We start from the raw sequence: 19239 nt of genomic DNA, 5'->3' as shown, positions 1-19239 counted from the left end.
GTCGTTTATTAACAGGGAGCAGGCAGGCCTACTCCTCGTAACCGTTCGGGTTGGCCGATTGCCAGCGCCAGCTGTCGGCGCACATGGCGTCTATGCCCCGGGTCGCCTGCCAGCCCAGTTCCCGCTCTGCCTTGGCCGGATCGGCCCAGCAGGCGGCGATGTCACCAGGGCGACGCGGTTCGATGCGAAACGGCAGCGGCTTGCCACAGGCGGCGGAGAAAGCGGCGACCAGCTGCAACACACTCTGGCCCTGACCTGTGCCCAGGTTGTAGGTGTGCACGCCACCCTTGTTGGCGCAGTGTTGCAGTGCCTTGACGTGCCCCTCGGCGAGATCCATCACGTGGATGTAGTCGCGCACGCCGGTGCCATCCACAGTTGGGTAATCGTTTCCAAAAACCGACAGGCAGTCGCGACGGCCGATGGCCACCTGGGTGATATAGGGCATCAGGTTGTTGGGGATACCTTGCGGGTCTTCACCCATGGTGCCCGATTCGTGGGCGCCGACCGGATTGAAGTAGCGCAGCAGGGTCATGCTCCAGTGGGGCTCGGCCAGCTGCAGATCCTCGAGGATCTCCTCGATGATCAGCTTGGAGCGACCGTAGGGGTTGGTAGCGCTGCGGGGGAAATCCTCACGGATCGGCAGAGTGGCGGGATCGCCGTAGACGGTGGCCGAGGAGCTGAACACCAGATTGTGCACCCCGGCCCGTTTCATCGCCTGCAGCAGGGTGAGGGTGCCGCCGAGGTTGTTCTCGTAGTAATCCAGTGGAATGCGGGTCGACTCGCCGACCGCCTTGAGGGCGGCAAAGTGGATTACTGCGTCGATCTGCTGCTCGGCGAAGATCCGGTCCAGCAGGGCGGCATCGCGAATATCCCCTTGATAGAACACGGGTTGCTGGCCGCTGATAGCGGCGACTCGAGTCAACACGCTGCGCTTGCTGTTGCAGAGGTTGTCCACCACGACCGGGGTCATGCCTGCGGCTTGCAGGGCCAGAGAGGTGTGGCTGCCGATATATCCGCAGCCGCCGGTGACCAGAACGTTCATCTTGCTCTCCACTGAAAAAGTGTCTGGAAGGAGTCTAGCCGAGGGTGTGGCGACCAAACTGTGAGCTTGCTTGCAAAACAGTGTAAACGATTACACTGTTTTTGTGATTATCCTGACGGCAGATATTTATTTCACCCCTGTTTTCAATGGGTTTGCTGGGTATAATGGCGCTCTATCGCACAGTGAAAGAAGTGAAAACAGCATGAGCACCATCAAGGATGTCGCCCGTTTGGCCAATGTGTCGGTGGCAACGGTTTCACGGGTGATGAACAACTCCCCCAAGGCCAGCGCCGCATCTCGCGAAGTGGTGCAGAAGGCCATGGCCGAACTGGGCTACACCCCCAACGCCAACGCGCGGGCACTGGTCAGCCAGACCTGCGACACCATGGGGGTAGTGGTCGGTGACGTGGCGGATCCCTTCTTCGGCGCACTGGTGAAGGGGGTCTCCGGCATCGCCGTCGAGCAGAACCTTCACCTGCTGATGGGTAACGGTTTTCACAAGGCGCGTCAGGAGCGTGAAGCGATCGAGCTGCTGATCGGCAAGCGTTGCGAGGCGCTGGTGGTGCACAGCAAGGCGCTGAGCGACGAGGAACTGTGCGATTACGCCATGCGGGTGCCCGGCATGGTGTTGATCAACCGCGATATTCCTGCCCTCAAGGGGCGCTGCATCGCCCTCAACAACCGGCTTGGTGCGGCCACGGCAACTCGCCACCTGATCGAACTGGGTCACCGCCATATTGCCTTTATCAGCTCGGATCACGCCATTGAGGATGCCACCTTGCGCCTGCAGGGTTATCAGGATGGACTGATGGAAGCGGGTCTGGCAGCCGATCCCGAGCTTATCGAGAGCGGCACGCCGAACGAGGAGGGGGGCGAGCGCGCCATGCTCAATCTGCTTGCCAAGGGGCTCAAGGTGACCGCTGTGGTTGCCTATAACGATGCCATGGCGGCGGGCGCCATCTCCGTGCTGGCGGACAACGGCCTGCGAGTGCCGGAGGAGGTCTCGGTGGTGGGCTTCGATGACATCATCTATGCCAGATATCTGCGCCCCAAGCTCTCCACCATGCGCTATCCCATCGAGCTGATGGCGGCCCAGGCGGCCAAGCTGGCCATTCAGCTGGCGGCGGGGGAGAGTGACGCGACCCAGAGCCGGATCTATACCCCCACCCTGATCAATCGCCACTCGGTGGCACCGGTTCGGGCCGGATAGCCCCCTTTTGCGGCCCTGTTCGGGGCCGTTTCTTGCACAGTTATTGTTTTACCTATTTTTAATCATTTTTACTCCGCTTTACTTAACAAAATTGGTGTAATCGTTTACATCTGTGTGAGCGAGATCGCCGTTCCCTGCGTCATACTTCTCTAGACTGAATACGTTTTCCAATCAGCAGGGAGAGAGTGAATGCTCAGGGAGATAGTGGCGCGTCAGGATTGGCAGACTCAGGCCATTACATCGGTAAACCGGCTGGCTGCCCATACCCCCATGTTCAGCTGGCGCAGCGAAGCGGATGCCAGGGGGGATCTGGCCTCTTCCTCCCGTCTCTTGCTCGATGGCGAGTGGCGCTTCTCCTTCTTTGCCGCTCCCGAATTGGTGCCCGAGAGCTGGCTGGCGCAGGATCTGGTGGATGCTTGCCCCATTACAGTGCCGGGCAACTGGCAGCTGGATGCCGCCTATCCAGCTGCGCGGCCGCTCACCGATGGCCCCATCTACACCAATATCAAGTACCCCTTTCCCTGCGATCCACCGCGAGTGCCGGCAGACAATCCTACTGGCTGCTACTCCCGCGAGTTCGAGCTGCCCGCCGACTGGCTGGCCAGCGGCCAGAGCCGGATCATCTTTGACGGGGTGAGCAGTGCCTTCTATCTCTTCTGCAACGGCCGCTGGGTCGGCTACTCCCAGGACAGCCGGCTGCCCGCCGAATTCGATCTGACTCCTTATCTGCAAGCCGGTCGCAACCGGCTGGCGGTGCTGGTGCTGCGCTGGTCCGATGGCTCCTATCTGGAAGATCAGGATATGTGGTGGCTGTCAGGGATCTTCCGCTCCGTCAGCCTGCTGCACAAACCGTCCCGTTATCTTATGGATATGCGGGTGACCCCCGAGCTGGATGCCTGCTATCGGGATGGCCGTCTCAAGATTGCACTGCAGGTAGCCAATGGGGCTGGTCTGTCGGTAGAGGCCAATCTCTATGACGGTAGCGAGCGGGTCGTGACCCTGCGCCAGCCAATCGGCACCCAAGCTATTGATGAAAAAGGGGCGTATGACGATCGCGCCGAGTTCTGGCTCGACGTGGCTGCGCCGCGCAAGTGGAGCGCCGAGACGCCTCATCTCTATCGCCTGACCCTGACCCTGCTGGACGAGCAGGGCCGCGCCATCGAGAGTGAGGCGTGCGATGTGGGCTTTCGGGTGGTGGAGATCCGTGGTGGCCTGCTGCTGGTCAACGGCCAGCCGCTGCTGATCCGTGGTGCCAACCGTCACGAACACCACCCCGCCAAAGGGTATGCCATTGATCGCGCCACCATGGAGCGGGATCTGCTGCTGATGAAGCGCCATAACTTCAACGCGGTGCGCTGCTCCCATTATCCCAACCACCCCGACTTCTATCGCCTGTGCGATCGGCTCGGCCTCTATGTGGTGGACGAGGCGAATCTGGAGACCCACGGCATGACCCCCATGGGGCGGCTGGCGCGGGATCCCGCCTGGAGTAACGCCTTTCTGGAGCGGGCGACCCGCATGGTGGCACGGGATTTCAACAACCCCTCGATCATCATCTGGTCGCTGGGCAACGAGTCGGGTTACGGCCCGGCCCACGATGCCATGTATGGCTGGATCAAGCGCAGCGACCCGAGCCGCCCGGTGCAGTACGAGGGGGGTGGGGCCGATACCCCGGCCACCGACATCATCTGCCCCATGTATGCCAGAACCCATCAGGATCAACCCTTCCTGGCGGTGCCCAAGTGGGCGCTGGCCAAGTGGATCGGCCTGCCCGGCGAGCACCGGCCGTTGATCCTCTGCGAATATGCCCACGCCATGGGCAACAGTCTGGGGGGCTACGCCCACTACTGGCAGGCGTTTCGCGATCATCCACGCCTGCAAGGCGGGTTTGTCTGGGATTGGGTCGATCAGGGGCTCGACAAATACACCGCCGATGGCCGCCACTACTGGGGCTATGGCGGCGACTTCGGTGATGTGCAAAACGATCGCCAGTTCTGCTGCAACGGTCTGCTGTTCCCGGATCGTACCCCCCATCCTGCCCTGTGCGAGGCGAAGCGTGCCCAGCAGCCGTTCCACTTCACCCTGCTCGAGCACACCCCGCTGCGGGTGCGGATCGAGAGCGAATACCTGTTCCGGGAAACCGACAACGAGCGGCTTTGCTGGCAGCTGTGCGAGAACGGTCATGTGCAGCAGCAGGGGGACGTTTCCCTTGAGCTGGCGCCACAGGGGGTGGTCGAGTTGACCCTGAGCGAGGCGTTGCCCACCTTTGCGGCAGGTTCACTGGCCTGGCTCGATCTGGCCATCGTTCAGCCGCAGGCCACCCCCTGGTCGCAGGCGGATCACAAGGTCGCCCGTCAGCAGTTCACCCTGCCGACCCCCCTTGCTCTGCCTGCTCCCGCCGCTGCCGCCACCCTGAGCGAGCAGCCGGATGGCTGGCGGATCACCGCCGCAAACAGCCAGTGGTGGCTCGACAAGCAGAGCGGCCGTATCACCAGTTGGCAAAAATCGGGGCAGGAGCAGCTGCTGGCGCCGATCATGGATCACTTCTATCGGGCGCCGCTCGACAACGACATCGGCACCAGCGAAGCGGATCACGCCGACCCTGGCTCCTGGATTGCCCTCTGGCAGGGCTGTGGTCTCGGTCAGTGGCAGCACCGCTGTCTGGGGCTCGCGGTCGCCGGAGGGGATATCCGTGTCAGCCATGGCTACTTCCACCGCGATGAGCTGCTGCTGGTGAGTCACTGGCATCACCGCTTTACCGACGATGGCGCCATGAGCCTGGAGATAGAGACCGAGCTGGCGCAGGTGCTGCCTTCGCTACCGCGGATCGGTCTGTTGCTCCATCTGGCCGAGGTACCGGCGCGAGCAGAATGGCTGGGGCGTGGCCCTCATGAGAACTATCCGGATCGCCTGTTGGGCGCCGATCTGGGGCGCTGGAGTTTGCCGCTGGAGGCGATGCATACCCCTTACATCTTCCCGAGCGACAACGGCTTGCGCTGCGATACCCGCCAGTTGCAGTTGGGCAGCACGACGGTGAGCGGCAGCTTCCATTTCAGTGCCAGCCGCTTCAGTCAGCAACAGCTGGCCGCTGCTCGTCACCAGAGCGATCTGGTGGCAGAGGAGGGGCTGTGGGTCTGTCTCGATGGTGCTCACATGGGAGTGGGCGGAGATGACTCCTGGAGCCAGAGCGTGCGTCCCGAGTATCAACTGCTCGAGCATCGTTACCGTTGGGGCTGCACTCTCTGTTAAGCCAGCTATTGAGACGACTGCCTAGCCAGTGCGCCATTTTGACAACAGGCCAGTAACGACTAGCCTCAATGCTGTGGAAATGATTGAGTCTCAAAACTGATTTTTATTCATATGCATTTGAAAAATAAAAACAAAGTTTCAATGTAACAGAGTGTAATCGTTTTCATTTTGTCGTCATGATCACAGAAGAAATGACAACAAACTGATTACATTGATTGGCGCTTGCTCAATTGCTCGCCACCCTACAACACAGATAGACACATCGGAGCACACATAATGAAAAAACTGACCACAGTTGCCGCCCTGCTGATGGGCATGATGGCTGGAGCCAATGCCCAGGCTGACACCCGTATCGGGGTAACCGTCTACAAGTACGACGACAACTTCATGGCGGTCGTGCGCAAGGCCATCGAGAAGGAGGCGGCAGCCACTCCGGGGGTGGAACTGCTGATGAACGACTCCCAGAACGACCAGTCCAAGCAGAACGACCAGATCGACGTGCTGCTGGCCAAAGGGGTGAAGGCGCTGGCCATCAACCTGGTTGACCCCGCTGCGGCACCGGTGGTGATTGAGAAAGCCCGTGGCGAAGATATCCCGGTGGTCTTCTACAACAAGGAGCCAAGCGCTACCGATCTGGCCAGCTACGACAAGGCCTACTACGTGGGTACCGACTCCAAGGAGTCAGGGATCATCCAGGGTCAGCTGATTGCCAAACACTGGAAAGCCCATCCGGAGTGGGATCTGAACAAGGATGGCGTGATCCAGTTCGTGCTGCTGAAAGGGGAGCCGGGCCACCCGGATGCCGAAGCGCGCACCTCCTACGTGGTCAAGACCCTGAACGATGGCGGCGTCAAGACTGAACAACTGCATATGGATACCGGTATGTGGGATACCGCCATGGCGAAAGACAAGATGGACGCCTGGATCTCCGGCCCCAACGCCAACAAGATCGAAGTGGTCATCGCCAACAACGACGGCATGGCAATGGGCGCAGTCGAATCACTGAAAGCACAGGGCAAGACTGCCATTCCGGTGTTCGGCGTCGATGCGCTGCCGGAAGCGCTGGCCATGGTCAAGAGCGGTGCCATGGCGGGTACCGTGCTGAACGATGCGGCCAACCAGGCCAAAGCCACCTTCGAGCTGACCAAGAACCTGGCTGAAGGCAAACCGGCCGGTGAAGGCACCAAGTGGAATATCGTCGACAAGGTTGTACGTGTTGCCTACGTCGGTGTGGATAAAGACAACCTGTCCCAATTCGAGTAATTCCCTCCTCCAGGGCAAGGGAGATCCCCTTGCCCTTTTTTCAACCAGATGTGATGGCTGATATGACAACACAGCAACAATCAGAATGGCTGTTGGAGATGATTGACGTCAGTAAGAGCTTTCCCGGCGTCAAGGCACTCGATAATGTCAATTTACGGGTCCGTCCTCATTCTGTGCATGCGTTGATGGGCGAGAACGGAGCGGGAAAATCCACACTGCTCAAGTGCCTGTTCGGCATTTACGAGAAGGATCAGGGCAAGATCTTCTTCAAGGGGCAGGAGATCAACTTCACCTCCTCGAAAGAGGCGCTGGAAAATGGCGTCTCCATGGTGCATCAGGAGCTCAACCTGGTGCTGCAGCGTACCGTGATGGACAACATGTGGCTCGGCCGCTACCCCACCAAGGGGTGGTTTATCGACCACGGCAAGATGTATGACGACACCAAGCGCATCTTCGATGAGCTGGATATCGACATCGACCCCAAGGTGAAGGTCGCGACCCTGTCGGTCTCCCAGATGCAGATGATCGAGATCGCCAAGGCGTTCTCCTACGACGCCAAGATCGTCATCATGGATGAACCCACCTCCTCCCTGACCGAGAAAGAGGTGAACCACCTCTTCAAGATCATCAACAAGTTGAAGGAGAAGGGGTGCGGCATCGTCTACATCTCTCACAAGATGGAGGAGATCTTCCAGCTCTGTGACGAGATCACCATATTGCGGGATGGCCAGTGGGTGGCAACCCAGCCGCTCAAGGGCATGACCATGGATCAGATCATCGGGATGATGGTCGGCCGTGAACTGACCCAGCGTTTCCCGGAAAAGACCAACCAGCCGAAAGAGGTGATCCTCGAGATCGAACACCTGACGGCGAAAAACCAGCCCTCCATTCAGGATGTGACCTTCAACCTGCACAAGGGGGAGATCCTCGGCATCGCCGGACTGGTGGGGGCCAAGCGCACCGATATCGTCGAGACCCTGTTCGGTATTCGCGATCGCAGTCAGGGCAGCATCAAGCTGCACGGCAAAGAGGTGGCCAACCACAACGCCCACGAAGCGATCCGCAACGGCTTTGCGCTGGTGACGGAAGAGCGCCGCTCCACCGGTATCTACTCCCGGCTCGATATCGCCTTCAACTCCCTGATCGCCAACATGGACAGCTACAAGGGCTCCATGGGGCTGCTCAGCGACAACAAGATGAAGAGCGATACCCAGTGGGTGATCGACTCCATGCGGGTCAAGACGCCGACCCAGCAGACCCAGATAGGTTCCCTCTCCGGGGGCAACCAGCAGAAGGTGATCATCGGTCGCTGGCTGCTGACCCAGCCGGAGATCCTGATGCTCGACGAGCCCACCCGCGGCATAGACGTCGGGGCCAAGTTCGAGATCTACCAGCTCATCCTGGAGCTGGCGAAGAAGGACAAGGGGATCATCATCATCTCGTCAGAGATGCCGGAATTGCTGGGGATCACCGACCGCATCATGGTGATGAGCAATGGCCGGGTCGCCGGGATCGTCAATACCAAAGAAACTGACCAGAGCGAGATACTGCGCCTGGCATCTCTGTACCTCTAGAGACAGGAAGACATTTATGGAGTCGGCTAAAAATTTCAATCTGATGCAGGCGCTCAAGGAAAACGCCATCTATCTGGTGCTGCTGGTGCTGCTCATGGTCATCGTGATCCAGGAGCCTTCCTTCCTGAGCCTCACCAACTTCAGCAACATCCTGACCCAGTCCTCGGTGCGGGTCATCATAGCGCTGGGGGTGGCGGGCATCATCATCACTCAGGGGACGGATCTCTCGGCCGGTCGTCAGGTCGGTCTGGCGGCACTCATAGCAGCAACCATGTTGCAGGCGCTGACCAACGTCAACAAGGTGTTCCCGACGTTGGGGGAGGTGCCCATTCCTGCGGTGATCCTGCTGGTCTGTGTGGTGGGGGCGCTGATTGGTCTGGTCAACGGTCTGATCGTGGCCTACCTGAACGTTACCCCGTTCATTACCACCCTGGGCACCATGATCATCGTCTACGGTATCAACTCCCTCTACTTTGACTCGGTAGGGGCTTCGCCGGTGGCCGGGTTTGACCCCCGCTTCTCCAGCTTCGCGCAGGGCTTTATCCGGATAGGAGGATTCAAGCTCTCCTATCTCACCTTCTATGCGGCCATCGCCAGCGTCTTTGTCTGGGTGCTGTGGAACAAGACCCGCTTTGGCAAAAACATCTTCGCCATCGGCGGCAACCCCGAGGCGGCCAAGGTCTCCGGCGTCAATGTGGCGGTCAATCTGGTAATGATCTATGCGCTGGCGGGGGTCTTCTACGCCTTCGGCGGCATGCTGGAAGCAGGCCGTATCGGTAGCGCCACCAACAACCTCGGCTTCATGTACGAGCTGGATGCCATCGCGGCGTGCGTGGTGGGCGGCGTGTCGTTTGCCGGCGGGGTGGGAACGGTCGCGGGTGTGATCACCGGCGTACTTATCTTCACCCTGATCAACTATGGTTTGACCTATATCGGGGTCAGCCCTTACTGGCAGTTCATCATCAAGGGCGGCATCATCATTCTGGCGGTGGCATTGGATTCCATGAAGTACGCCAAGAAGAAATAACGATTGGCAGGGAGGGTTGGCGCTGCCAGCCCTCTCTTCTGGAGGGATCCCATGCCATTCAAGGTCAAGATTTACGTCCTGTTGCTGCTGGCCATTCTGGTCACCATCGGTACCGCCTGGTTCAGCGTCAATCACTTCATCAGCGCCTACATCCGCACCCAGGCGACCAAGAACATCAACGAACAGATCACTCTGGTCAAAGAGAAGCTGGCCAGCGACATCAATCAGAAAATCCTGCTGGCCGCCAACCTCAACTTCGGGGTGACCAACGTCAAGAAGACCCTGCAAGAGACCGGCTTTCACAATATCGTCAAAGTGATCGGCGACATGGCGTTCGACGTGAGCGGTGTCATCAACGACAGCGCCAGGGTCGATGCGCTGCGCAAGCTGATCCCCGCCGCCAACAACCAGATCACCGTCAGCCCGCTGCAACAGGTGGATGGCAAGCCGGTCATCACCATACTGGTGCCGCGAGGTGCAGATTCGGCCTATCTCTACTACCTCGACATGAGCGAGTTCAAGAGCCTACTGGAGAAGATGAGCGGCGAGGGGCGCTACTTCTCGCTGGCCGACGGCCAGGGCAATGAGCTCTACAGCAGCAAACCGCAGGGGGAGAGCGAAGCGCGCCCCAACCAGCTGGATATTCGCGGTAACAGCTGGACCCTGACCGGCTACATCGATCTTGACTATATCCGTGCCATGACCCGGTCACTCAACGGCCAGATCATCATGGCGCTGTTTGGTGTGGCGATAGTGGTGATGGTGCTGGCAATGCTGGCGCTCAACGTGGCTTATCGACCCATTGTTTCGTTACGGGATCTGGTGCTGGAGCTCTCTCGCGGCAGCGGCGATCTCACCCGCCGGTTGGCGGTGACCAGCAAGGATGACCTGGGCCAGATCTCGGCCGGGATCAACCGTTTTATCGAACGCTTGCAGGAGATGATGGGGGAGGTGCAACAGGCGAGCGGCCAGCTCAACAGCGGCATCGAGGGGCTGGCCAGCCAGACCGGCGCCGCCCAGTCCCTATTGGCGGACCACGTGCGCGAGACCGAGCAGGTGGTGACCGCCATCAACGAGATGAGCCGCACCGCGGTCTCCGTCTCCGAGAGTGCGGCCAGCACCGCCCAGCTTACCGGCCAGAGCCAGCAGCTGGCGAGCCAGTCCCGCCAGGTAGTGGATCAGGCGATGGCCAGCGTGATGGCGCTGGTGGACGAGGTGGAGGAGACCGCCCGTTCCATCGAGGCGATGCAGCAGGATGTGCAGCAGATTGGCTCTGTATTGGGGGTGATCGGCAGCATTGCCGAACAGACCAACCTGCTGGCGCTCAACGCCGCCATCGAGGCGGCTCGCGCCGGGGAACAGGGTCGTGGCTTTGCGGTGGTGGCGGATGAGGTACGCTCGCTTGCGGCCCGTACCCAGAAGAGCACTGCAGAGATCCAGACCATGCTGGCCAGCCTGCAGCGGGGCACCCGGACTGTGGTGGAGGCCATGGGCAACACCAAGCAGAGCTGTCAGGGGGCTGCCGAGAACACCACTAAAGTCAACGAGTCGCTGGATCTGATGGCGGGGGAAGTGGTGGAGATCAATGATCTCATCAGCCATATCGCCACGGCAGCGGAGCAGCAGAGTGCGGTGGCTGAAGAGATCAATCGCAACATGAGTGCCATTGCCGAAGTGATCCGCCAGCTGACCCACAATGGCGAAGCGACGGTTGCCAGTTCCGCCGCGATGCAGCAAACCTACGACCGGCTGCGGGAGATCGTGGGCCACTTCCGACTGGAGTAAGGTCAATGTTGAGCCAATAACAAAACAGGGCCATCCGGCCCTGTTGTTGTTTTCCTGTCTGCCTTAATCAATCGGCCTTGCGACGCAGATAGACCCCGGCTTCCATGTGATGGGTCCAGGGGAACTGGTCGAACAGGGCGAAACGGGCGATCTCGTGGGTTTCGCCCAGCACGGTCATGTTGGCCTGCAGGGTTTCGGGGTTGCAGGAGATGTAGAGGATGTTGTCGTACTCCTGTACCAGCTTGACGGTCGCATCGTCGAGACCGGCGCGGGGCGGGTCGACGAAGATGGTGTTGCACTGGTAGCTCTTGAGATCGACCCCCTTGAGGCGGTTGAACTCCCGCTCGCCACGCATCGCCATGGTGAACTCTTCGGCCGACATGCGCAGGATGATCAGGTTGTCGACGCCGTTGGCGGCGATGTTGAACTGGGCGGAGTCGACGCTTGGCTTGGCGATCTCGGTGGCCAGCACCTTGCGGAAGTTCTGCGCCAGCGCGATGGAGAAGTTGCCGTTGCCGCAATAGAGCTCCAGCAGGTCCCCTTCGCTCCCCTTGGTCACATCCAGCGCCCAGGCCAGCATTTGCTCGTTGATGGCGGCGTTGGGCTGGGTGAAGCTGTTCTCCACCTGCTTGTAGATGAGCTGGCGACCCTCCACGTTGAGCTGTTCGATGACGAAGTCATCCCCCAGACAGATCTTCTGCTTGTGGGCGCGGCCAATCAATTGCAGCTCGAACCCCTTGGCGCGCAGATCGGCCTGCAGCACTTCGGCGGCTTGTTGCCATTCGGCCTCCAGCTTGCGGTGATAGAGCAGGCTGACAATGATCTGGCCGGACTGGGTGGAGAGGTAGTCGATCTGGAACAGCTTGCGGCGCAGCACCGGGTGTGGGCGCAGCCCCTCCAGCAGCAGCGGCATCAACTGGTTGATGAGGCGGCTGGCGGTGGGGAAGTGGTCTATCTTGATGATCTCTTTGGTCGCCGGGGCATACATGCAGTGGAAGAGGTCATCCCCTTCGTGCCAGATGCGAAATTCGGCGCGCATCCGGTAGTACTCCGCCGGCGAGCTGTGCACTTCCAGTGCCGGGAGGGTGAAGCCGGCAAACAGCTCGGTGAGGCGAGCGCGCTTTTCGTCGAGTTGGGCCTGATAGTCGGCCGCGGTTCTAGGCGCCGGAGCGTTCGCGGAAGGCTGTTGGGACTGGGTCATAAATACCTCACATGCACACCGGCCGGGCCGGGTCGAAATCGGGGGAAGGCAACAGGCCACCCAAAGGGGCCCGATTTTAAAAGCCAGCCGCAGATTGTCCAGTATTTTGTGGTCAAGAAGTGTTCAGTCAGGCCGATAGCTGATCTACAGGCATGGTGGGAGGACACATTATGCAGATCGAAGGCGTGGGCGCAGCCCAACCCAAGGGAGTGGGTGTTTCTCCCAAATCGCCCCAACCGGCGGAGCAGAAACAGGTCAAGAGCGAGGAGGAGGTCTCCTTGCACAAGCCGCCCAAGTGGGCGCAGGTGCTGATCCAGCAGGCGTTGCAGTTCTCGCTGGAGATCAACGGCCAGGGCTATCAGGCGCCGAAGGTGAAAGAGCCCGAGGAGATCACCCCGGAGACCCTGTTCGACTTCCAGTCGGTGGCGGACAACGTGCTGCAGTTTGTGACCGGGCGGCTTGGTGCCGCGCGGGCCGATGGCAAATCCGACGACGACCTGACCGGGATGATGGAGCAGGCCCGCAAGGGGGTCGACAAGGGCTTTGAGGAGGCGAAGAAGCAGCTCGGCAAGTGGGCGACTGACAACGACGATATCAAAACCGGTATCGATCAGAGCTACAAGCTGATCCAGAAAGGGCTCGAGGAGTTCGAGAAGGAGTTCTTCGGCAAGGTCTCCCCGACCGACATGGGGCAGGCCGAGATGGCCAGCCGCCAGCAGGGCTATCTGGAAATCCAGACCAAGGATGGCGACAAGGTGGTGCTGCGCTTCAACGACAGCTGGCAGACCAAGTCCCAGAAGGATGAGAGCGGCAGTCAGTTCAGCCTCAAATCGAGTCAGAGCTTCAGCTTCTCACTGGAGGGGGATCTCAACAGCGACGAGATGGAGTCCATCGGCAAGCTGGTCAAGGGGATCGACGAGCTGGCGGGGAACTTCTTCTCCGGCAACTTCGAGGATCTGCTGGATAAGGCGAATGAACTGAAGCTGGACGACAGTCAGCTGGCCTCCTATTCCCTCAAACTCAAGCAGAGCGTCAAGTTGAGCCAGACCTATCAGGGGGCCAGCTCCCTGCAGGATCTGCTCAAGCCGTTTGCCGACTATCTGCCCAAGCTGGATCAGGTACAGAAGCAGGCAGATACCCTGCTGCCGGAGTCCCAGCAACAGGCGCTGACCCCGGCAGTGCTGGCCGCTCGCGGTCAGAGCGATCCGGCACAGATCAGCAGCTTCACCAACTTCAACCAGCGGATGCTGGAGGCGCTGCGGATGATTGGCCAGTTCCAGCCGTCCACCGAGCCCGCCAGTAAGAACGCCTGAGCCACAGCGCGTAACGCAAGTAATGAGCTGCCGTTTGCCAGCCCTTCCCGGGGCTGGCAAACTGGCCTTTTCTCCAATCCGGTTGCCCCATGAACCCCAAGAAGCCAAGAGACAAGCGCGAGCTCTGCTACCCCTTTATCTTTGAAAGCTCGCTCAAATGTGATTTTGAAATCGCCACCGACGAGCTCTGCTGTCAGGTCGGGGCCGTGCTGTCACACCTTGCGCCGGATGCCGATACCGAGCCCATGCTGGTGGATCTCGCGGCGTTGCAGCGACTTATCTACAACCTAAACGGCTCGGTACGCGGCAAGCTGGGGATCTTCGATGCAGACCTTGAGTGGCTCAAGGCCCGTTACGACCACTACAACGAGGCGAGTCGCGGCAGCGTCACCGGTTTTGTGCTGCCACAGGGGCCGCAGCCCATTCCCACCCTCCATCTGTGCCGCTGCGGCAGCAAGAAGGTGGTGCGGCTGCTGGTCAGGCTGGAAGAGAGCGAGGTGGCCTTCGATCCCATTCTCTATCGCTTCGCTAACCTGCTGGCCAACTTCTTCTTCGTGCTCACCGTATACCTCAAGCAGCGCTGGCAGGTGCCGGAAGTACCCTACGTCAGCATCAATTACTGATGTCGGCAGGCAAAGAGCCGAACGCCATGGTGGATTGAACGGAATAAAAAACCGGAGCCTTGGACTCCGGTTTTGTTTTTCAGCGCGTAAGTTGTTCGCTCAGCTGGAGATCAGTACCCGGGCCGAGTTGGCCGGGATGGTGAGCTGCAATTCGCCTTGTACTACTTCGAACTTTTCGCCGTTGAAGGCGTCTGTGAAGCGGCTGGCCGGGCTCGCGGTCTGCCACAGGGGCAGGCTGATGGTGCGCGGCTCGCTCGGGTGACGGTTGCAGGCCACCACCACCTGATCGCTTTGCAGGGTACGGGCGAACACATAGCTGTGGGGCCCGGCGTAGAGGGTCTGGATATCGCCACGGCGCAGGGAGGGGCGCTGGCGGCGGATCTGGATCAGCCGACGATAGTGGTCGTGCAGCACGTGATCCCAGTCTGTGGTATCCCACGGGAAGCAGCGGCGGCAGTCCGGGTCGTTGCCGCCGGATAGCCCCACTTCATCGCCGTAGTAGATGGAGGGTACACCGATATAGGTGAGCAGCAGGGTGGCGGCGAGACGCATCCGCTGCTTGTCCTCTCCCAGCAGATGGAGGAAACGGGCGGTATCGTGGCTGTCCAGCAGGTTGAACTGGGCCAGCTGGTTCTTGAACGGGATGTGGGCCCGCGCCAGCTTGAGCCAGCGATCCAGCTCTTCGGCGCTGATCTTGATGGGGTGGTAGGCGATATCTTTGCCGGCCAGGAAGGCGCGGACCGGATGGGCGAAGCCGTAGTAGTTCATGGCGCCGTCCTCCTGATCCCCCTGTAGCCACTGGCTCGCCTCGAAGAAGTGCTCGCCCAGCACGTAGGCGTCCGGGTTCTCCTGCTTCACCGCGCCGCGAATGGCGCGCACGTGGCCGCTGTTGCCCTCGGCGGTGCCGCGCTCACCCAGCATGTGGATGACGTCGAAACGCCAGCCATCGATCTGGTAGGGGGAGCGCATCCAGTAACGGAGGATGGCGTCGTCAGCCCGATAGACGGCGTCCTGTACCTTCTCGCAGGAGAAGTCGAGCTTGGGCAGGCTACGAATGCCCTTCCAGCTGACGTAATCCCCTTGTTTGTCAAAGGTGTAGAAGCTGCGCCACGGGGAGTCCGGGTTGCTCTGGGCGCCCAGTGGCGGGCAGAACCAGGGGTGCTCGGTAGAGGTGTGGTTGACCACCGCATCGAGGATGATCTTCATGCCGCGCTGGTGCAGGTTGCGGGTCAGCTCGGCGAACTGCTCGTTGCTGCCGAGGTGGGCATCCACCTTGAAGTAGTCCTGGGTGTCGTACTTGTGGTTGCTCGGCGAATCGAAGATGGGGTTGAGGTAGAGCGCCGTTACCCCGAGAGATTGCAGATAGTGCAGCTTGGCATCGATGCCCGCCAGATCACCGCCGTAAAATTCGCAGGCGCCGTGGCCCTCTTCATGACGACTGACCGGCTCGCCCCACGCCTTGCTGATCACCGCTTTGCCGCGATATTCGTACTCGTGATGCTTGACGCTCAGCGATGGATCGCCGTTGCAGAAGCGGTCGGGGAAGATCTGGTAGAACACCTGATCCTGCACCCAGGCCGGTGGCTGGTGCAGGCTGTTGAAGCGAAAATGTTGCTCCCGTGGCGGCATGGACGCGCTGACGCCCGCCCCGTGCAGCCACCACTGCTCCTCGTCGGTGAGGCACTTGAAGCTGTAGAGGTGGATATCCTGTCCTTTGATGAGCGGCAGGGTCGCCTGCCACACCTGCAGCCGATCGCGGGTGGAGACCGCCGTCATCGGGATCAGGTACTCCTCGTTATCCGGCTCGTGGCGCAGCCACACCTCGCGGATCGGTGCATCCAGCTCGCTAAAAAGAGTCAATTGCAGTGCGTCGGCGCTCTCTTTGAACCAGGGCGCCACCTGGGGATGAAACAGAAACGGATGGGTCATGATGCTTATTGAGTCAGAAGATCGGCGAGGGCATTACCCTGTTCATGCAGTGTTTCGAGCTGGCCTGCCAGCGACTTGGGATCCAGTCCCAGCTGGTCGGCGAGCGGTTTGGGGAAGCGGGCGATGATGGCCTGGGCAGGCACGCCCGCGTTCCAGGCGAAGGAGATAAACACGGCGAGGCGGATCAGCACCGCCTCCTTGCTGACCGGATCGTGGGAGAGCGGGTCAAGCTGTTGGGAGATGGCATCGACGAAGGCCTCGGAGAGGTTCCAGCGCCGCGCCAGCTCGGCACCGAGCTGGGCATAGTCGTAGCCCAGCATCTCCCGCTGGGCCTCGACCCGGCTGCTGCCGTTCTGGATCGCCATGTTGATGAGCTCGGCCTCTTCCGGCAAGGTGCTCTGGATAAGCAGTTCGCCGATGTTGTGGATCAGAGCGCAGGTGAAGGCGGTCTCGGGATCCATCACCTTGGCCTCCTGGGCCAGGGTTTTGGCTATGGTGGCGACCTGGAAGGTCTCGGTCCAGAACTTGTTCTTGTCGAAGCTGGGCGGGGCCTTGAAGGTGCCGATGATGCCGGAGGCGACCACCACGGAGCGCAGCCGGTTGAAGCCGAGCCGGATCACCGCCTGTTCGATGGAGGTCACTTCGTTGCCCCGGCGCAGGGCGGCCGAGTTGGCCATCCGCAGCACTTTGACGCTGATCACCTGATCCATGGCGATCTTGGCCGCAATCTCGTCGATGCGGGCATTCTCGTCGTTGAAGCTCTGCATCAACTCGTGCAGCAGCTTGGGAATAGTGGGGAGTTGTTTGATCTTGTCAAACAGGCGATCCATCGACATGGCTGAGGCAGCCTCCATTGCGAACTCTGCCTCATATTGTGCCACAGCCGGACAACATGTTCCTGTTTGTGATGCGGCTTTGTGAGCGCTAGAACACCCAGTCGCGCAAGGTGTATTCCAAACGGTGCTGTTTGCCCTGCAGGATCAGGTTCTGACTGGTGCCGCTCAGGGTCGCACCCTCGGTAAGGGTGGTCAGTACAGCCTGTTCGATAGTGTCGAGCGGTGGCATGCAGGCCATTTCGGTACTGCCCAGACTGGTGACCCACAGTTTGTCATCTTCCAGATGGCCCTGACCGAAGTAGCGGTTGCAACCGGCGATGCCGTTGACGGTGAAGTGCTCGCCGATCTCGAAATCGGGGGGATTGTCGCGGGGGGCCTTGATCGGTTCGCCATCCAGTTTGCTCAGTACCCAGTGGTGGTGTTGCAGATCTTGCTGAACAAAGGCGGTCGAGCTGCAGCCAGCGAGCAGTAACAGGGGGATCAGCAAAAAGGGCAATCTGGGCATGAGGGGGCTCCGGTTGGGGGAGCGTCAAGAATACCCTTTTTGGGCAGTCGGGAGCAGGGCGGGAGAGGGGACGACCGACCGCTTCTGTCGCCCCTTGTCCCGCATGACTGTCGCATAATGGCAACACACGGGTGATGTTGCCATCGATTTACGCTATCTCAGGGCTCAGTTGGCGAACAGCCGCTCGGCATAACGGGCAAGACCCGCAGCCACCGAGCCGAAGTCATCGCCCCCTTCAAGCGGGATGGACGGGAGCTTCTGGCGGATAAAGCTGGCGATCAGCGGCGAGCGGGCGCTACCGCCGGTGACGAAGATGCGATCCGGCTGCACACCGGCGGCGGCAATCGCTTCGTCCATCAGCTCGCCAATCTTCTCCAGCAGCAGGGCCGAGGCGTTGGCCAGCTGTTCACGGGTCAGTTCCGCTTCCAGCCCTTTTTCCAGCTCGGCCAGCGACTGGCGATTGAGTTCCTGCTCCGAGAGGGCGATCTTGCCCTGCTCGGCACGCCATACCAGCTGGTGGCTCAGCTTGTGGGCCCGCAGGCTGGCCAGACGACCCAGCTTGCTGCCGGGTTGGCTGTCGAGCTGCAGGTCCTGTAGCTGGCGGGCGGTGTCGAGGCTGTAGAAACGGCTCTGGGCGCTGACGTCGTTGATGGCGGCCGCATCCCAGAACAGCGGGTGGGGCAGCGGCTTGCCGGTCTTGAGGGTCTCGTGCATGCCGAGCAGCGGCATCATCCCTTCCACCGTCAGGCGGATATCGAAGTCGTTGCCGCCGATCCGCTGGCCGCTGTGGCCGAGCAGATCGCCGCTGCGATCCAGCTGATCGCGGTAGCTCGGGCCCATCCGCAGCATGGAGCAGTCGGTGGTACCGCCACCGATATCCACCACCAGCACCACGGCGTCTTCGGTGAGGCGCGCCTCGAATTCAAACCCGGCGGCCACCGGTTCATAGAGGAACTCCACCTGCTCGAAACCGGCCAGACGGGCTGCCTCGGTCAGGATGGCGATAGCTTGCTGGTTGCTCTCTTCCCCCGCCAGACCCTGGAAGTTGACCGGTCGGCCGATCACCGCCTGGCGGATCGGGGCGCCGAGCTGCTGCTCCGCCTGCTGGCGGACATGGAGCATCATGGCGCAGACGATGTCTTCAAACAGGGCGATCTGGGGGGCCTTGAGGCCATAAGCGCCGAGGAAGGATTTCGGCGATTTGATGTAGTAGCCGTCGTCCGGCTCTTCCAGATAGCGCTCCAGCGCGGCACCGCCAAAGCTCAGCTCGTCGATCAGTCCCTCTTCGCGCATCTGGCGACGAACCGTCTGGGCGCGGGTGACCACGGGGCCACGCAGCTTGAGGTACTCCGCCTGCTGGGCGGGGGCCAGCCCTTCGGCCAACAGACCGGCGATGGCATCCCGGTGGGGCGCATGCAGGGTGGAGGGGAGATAGCGGGATGCGCCAAGATTCAGCAGCCTGGGGCTACCTTGTTCCATCACGGCCACGGCACAGTTGGAGGTGCCGTAATCAAATCCGATAAACATGGGCGCCAGACTCCTGAATAAAAAAGGGGGGCTAGCCTACCCGAAGGCGCCGGGTCTCACAACCCGGCACCCCGGATATTGAGGGCGCAGGGGAAAATACACGGGGGGGAGCATGTCGGTGTGGATAACAGAGGGAATGGCTCCCTCTGTCGTTC

Annotated in this window: 14 protein-coding genes; 8 read left to right on the top strand and 6 right to left on the bottom strand. The window is 60.7% G+C overall.

Features of this window, described 5'->3' with window-relative positions; genetic code table 11:
* Nucleotides 1–28 precede the first annotated feature (28 nt).
* A complete protein-coding gene (gene galE / locus I6L35_RS05395) occupies nt 29–1042 on the bottom strand; it encodes a UDP-glucose 4-epimerase GalE (protein ID WP_216979729.1) in 1014 nt (337 codons plus the stop codon).
* Between the two features lie 202 nt (nt 1043–1244).
* On the opposite strand from galE, the gene I6L35_RS05390 reads away from it, so the two are divergent.
* The 6 genes from I6L35_RS05390 to I6L35_RS05365 all read left to right on the top strand — a co-directional run bounded on the left by I6L35_RS05390 (nt 1245) and on the right by I6L35_RS05365 (nt 11150).
* Nucleotides 1245–2252, top strand: coding sequence for a substrate-binding domain-containing protein (locus I6L35_RS05390; protein ID WP_088868202.1), 1008 nt, complete (start codon nt 1245–1247; stop codon nt 2250–2252).
* A gap of 189 nt (nt 2253–2441) precedes the next feature.
* Nucleotides 2442–5501, top strand: a complete 3060-nt coding sequence (locus I6L35_RS05385; protein ID WP_216979728.1) for a beta-galactosidase — start codon at nt 2442–2444, stop codon at nt 5499–5501.
* Nucleotides 5502–5777: 276 nt separating this feature from the next.
* Nucleotides 5778–6764: a galactose/glucose ABC transporter substrate-binding protein MglB gene (gene mglB / locus I6L35_RS05380; protein WP_005340747.1), complete on the top strand. Its 987-nt coding sequence runs from the start codon at nt 5778–5780 to the stop codon at nt 6762–6764.
* A gap of 53 nt (nt 6765–6817) precedes the next feature.
* Complete coding sequence (mglA, locus tag I6L35_RS05375) at nt 6818–8338, top strand: galactose/methyl galactoside ABC transporter ATP-binding protein MglA (protein WP_041234376.1); 1521 nt, start codon at nt 6818–6820, stop codon at nt 8336–8338.
* 16 nt (nt 8339–8354) lie between these two features.
* Nucleotides 8355–9365: a galactose/methyl galactoside ABC transporter permease MglC gene (gene mglC, locus I6L35_RS05370; RefSeq protein WP_005342585.1), complete on the top strand. Its 1011-nt coding sequence runs from the start codon at nt 8355–8357 to the stop codon at nt 9363–9365.
* Nucleotides 9366–9416: 51 nt separating this feature from the next.
* Complete coding sequence (locus I6L35_RS05365) at nt 9417–11150, top strand: methyl-accepting chemotaxis protein (protein WP_216979727.1); 1734 nt, start codon at nt 9417–9419, stop codon at nt 11148–11150.
* Nucleotides 11151–11217: 67 nt separating this feature from the next.
* On the opposite strand, the gene trmA is transcribed toward I6L35_RS05365, so the two are convergent.
* On the bottom strand, nt 11218–12351 hold the full coding sequence (trmA, locus tag I6L35_RS05360; RefSeq protein ID WP_216979726.1) for a tRNA (uridine(54)-C5)-methyltransferase TrmA: 1134 nt from the start codon (nt 12349–12351) through the stop codon (nt 11218–11220).
* A gap of 170 nt (nt 12352–12521) precedes the next feature.
* Here trmA and I6L35_RS05355 point away from each other — a divergent pair, with 170 nt between their 5' ends.
* Nucleotides 12522–13664 (top strand): DUF5610 domain-containing protein, encoded by a 1143-nt coding sequence (locus I6L35_RS05355; RefSeq protein ID WP_216979725.1) that lies wholly within the window; start codon nt 12522–12524, stop codon nt 13662–13664.
* 89 nt (nt 13665–13753) lie between these two features.
* The gene (locus tag I6L35_RS05350; protein ID WP_216979724.1) at nt 13754–14287 is read left to right on the top strand and encodes an ATP--cob(I)alamin adenosyltransferase; all 534 of its coding nucleotides are present in this window, start codon (nt 13754–13756) and stop codon (nt 14285–14287) included.
* 99 nt (nt 14288–14386) lie between these two features.
* On the opposite strand, the gene malZ is transcribed toward I6L35_RS05350, so the two are convergent.
* From malZ to yegD, 4 genes are all read right to left on the bottom strand, one after another.
* Nucleotides 14387–16216, bottom strand: coding sequence for a maltodextrin glucosidase (malZ, locus tag I6L35_RS05345; protein WP_216979723.1), 1830 nt, complete (start codon nt 16214–16216; stop codon nt 14387–14389).
* Nucleotides 16217–16221: 5 nt separating this feature from the next.
* Nucleotides 16222–17070, bottom strand: coding sequence for an HDOD domain-containing protein (locus tag I6L35_RS05340; protein WP_064341032.1), 849 nt, complete (start codon nt 17068–17070; stop codon nt 16222–16224).
* Nucleotides 17071–17140: 70 nt separating this feature from the next.
* Entirely contained in the window at nt 17141–17557 is a 417-nt protein-coding gene (locus I6L35_RS05335; protein ID WP_005340725.1) for an META domain-containing protein, read from the bottom strand.
* Between the two features lie 165 nt (nt 17558–17722).
* Nucleotides 17723–19084 (bottom strand): molecular chaperone, encoded by a 1362-nt coding sequence (yegD, locus tag I6L35_RS05330; protein WP_100652295.1) that lies wholly within the window; start codon nt 19082–19084, stop codon nt 17723–17725.
* Nucleotides 19085–19239 lie beyond the last annotated feature (155 nt).

It is taken from the genome of Aeromonas sp. FDAARGOS 1405 (assembly GCF_019048265.1).
GTDB lineage: Bacteria > Pseudomonadota > Gammaproteobacteria > Enterobacterales > Aeromonadaceae > Aeromonas > Aeromonas veronii_A.
The sequence above is the reverse complement of the archived record's forward strand: the minus strand, read 5'-3'. Positions and strand labels throughout refer to the sequence as shown.

What these genes read in the sequence shown, in the direction of transcription:
- galE (WP_216979729.1), bottom strand. Translation starts at nt 1,042, where the DNA reads ATGAACGTTCTGGTCACCGGCGGCTGCGGATATATCGGCAGCCACACC.
- I6L35_RS05390 (WP_088868202.1), top strand. Translation starts at nt 1,245, where the DNA reads ATGAGCACCATCAAGGATGTCGCCCGTTTGGCCAATGTGTCGGTGGCA.
- I6L35_RS05385 (WP_216979728.1), top strand. Translation starts at nt 2,442, where the DNA reads ATGCTCAGGGAGATAGTGGCGCGTCAGGATTGGCAGACTCAGGCCATT.
- mglB (WP_005340747.1), top strand. Translation starts at nt 5,778, where the DNA reads ATGAAAAAACTGACCACAGTTGCCGCCCTGCTGATGGGCATGATGGCT.
- mglA (WP_041234376.1), top strand. Translation starts at nt 6,818, where the DNA reads ATGGCTGATATGACAACACAGCAACAATCAGAATGGCTGTTGGAGATG.
- mglC (WP_005342585.1), top strand. Translation starts at nt 8,355, where the DNA reads ATGGAGTCGGCTAAAAATTTCAATCTGATGCAGGCGCTCAAGGAAAAC.
- I6L35_RS05365 (WP_216979727.1), top strand. Translation starts at nt 9,417, where the DNA reads ATGCCATTCAAGGTCAAGATTTACGTCCTGTTGCTGCTGGCCATTCTG.
- trmA (WP_216979726.1), bottom strand. Translation starts at nt 12,351, where the DNA reads ATGACCCAGTCCCAACAGCCTTCCGCGAACGCTCCGGCGCCTAGAACC.
- I6L35_RS05355 (WP_216979725.1), top strand. Translation starts at nt 12,522, where the DNA reads ATGCAGATCGAAGGCGTGGGCGCAGCCCAACCCAAGGGAGTGGGTGTT.
- I6L35_RS05350 (WP_216979724.1), top strand. Translation starts at nt 13,754, where the DNA reads ATGAACCCCAAGAAGCCAAGAGACAAGCGCGAGCTCTGCTACCCCTTT.
- malZ (WP_216979723.1), bottom strand. Translation starts at nt 16,216, where the DNA reads ATGACCCATCCGTTTCTGTTTCATCCCCAGGTGGCGCCCTGGTTCAAA.
- I6L35_RS05340 (WP_064341032.1), bottom strand. Translation starts at nt 17,070, where the DNA reads ATGGAGGCTGCCTCAGCCATGTCGATGGATCGCCTGTTTGACAAGATC.
- I6L35_RS05335 (WP_005340725.1), bottom strand. Translation starts at nt 17,557, where the DNA reads ATGCCCAGATTGCCCTTTTTGCTGATCCCCCTGTTACTGCTCGCTGGC.
- yegD (WP_100652295.1), bottom strand. Translation starts at nt 19,084, where the DNA reads ATGTTTATCGGATTTGATTACGGCACCTCCAACTGTGCCGTGGCCGTG.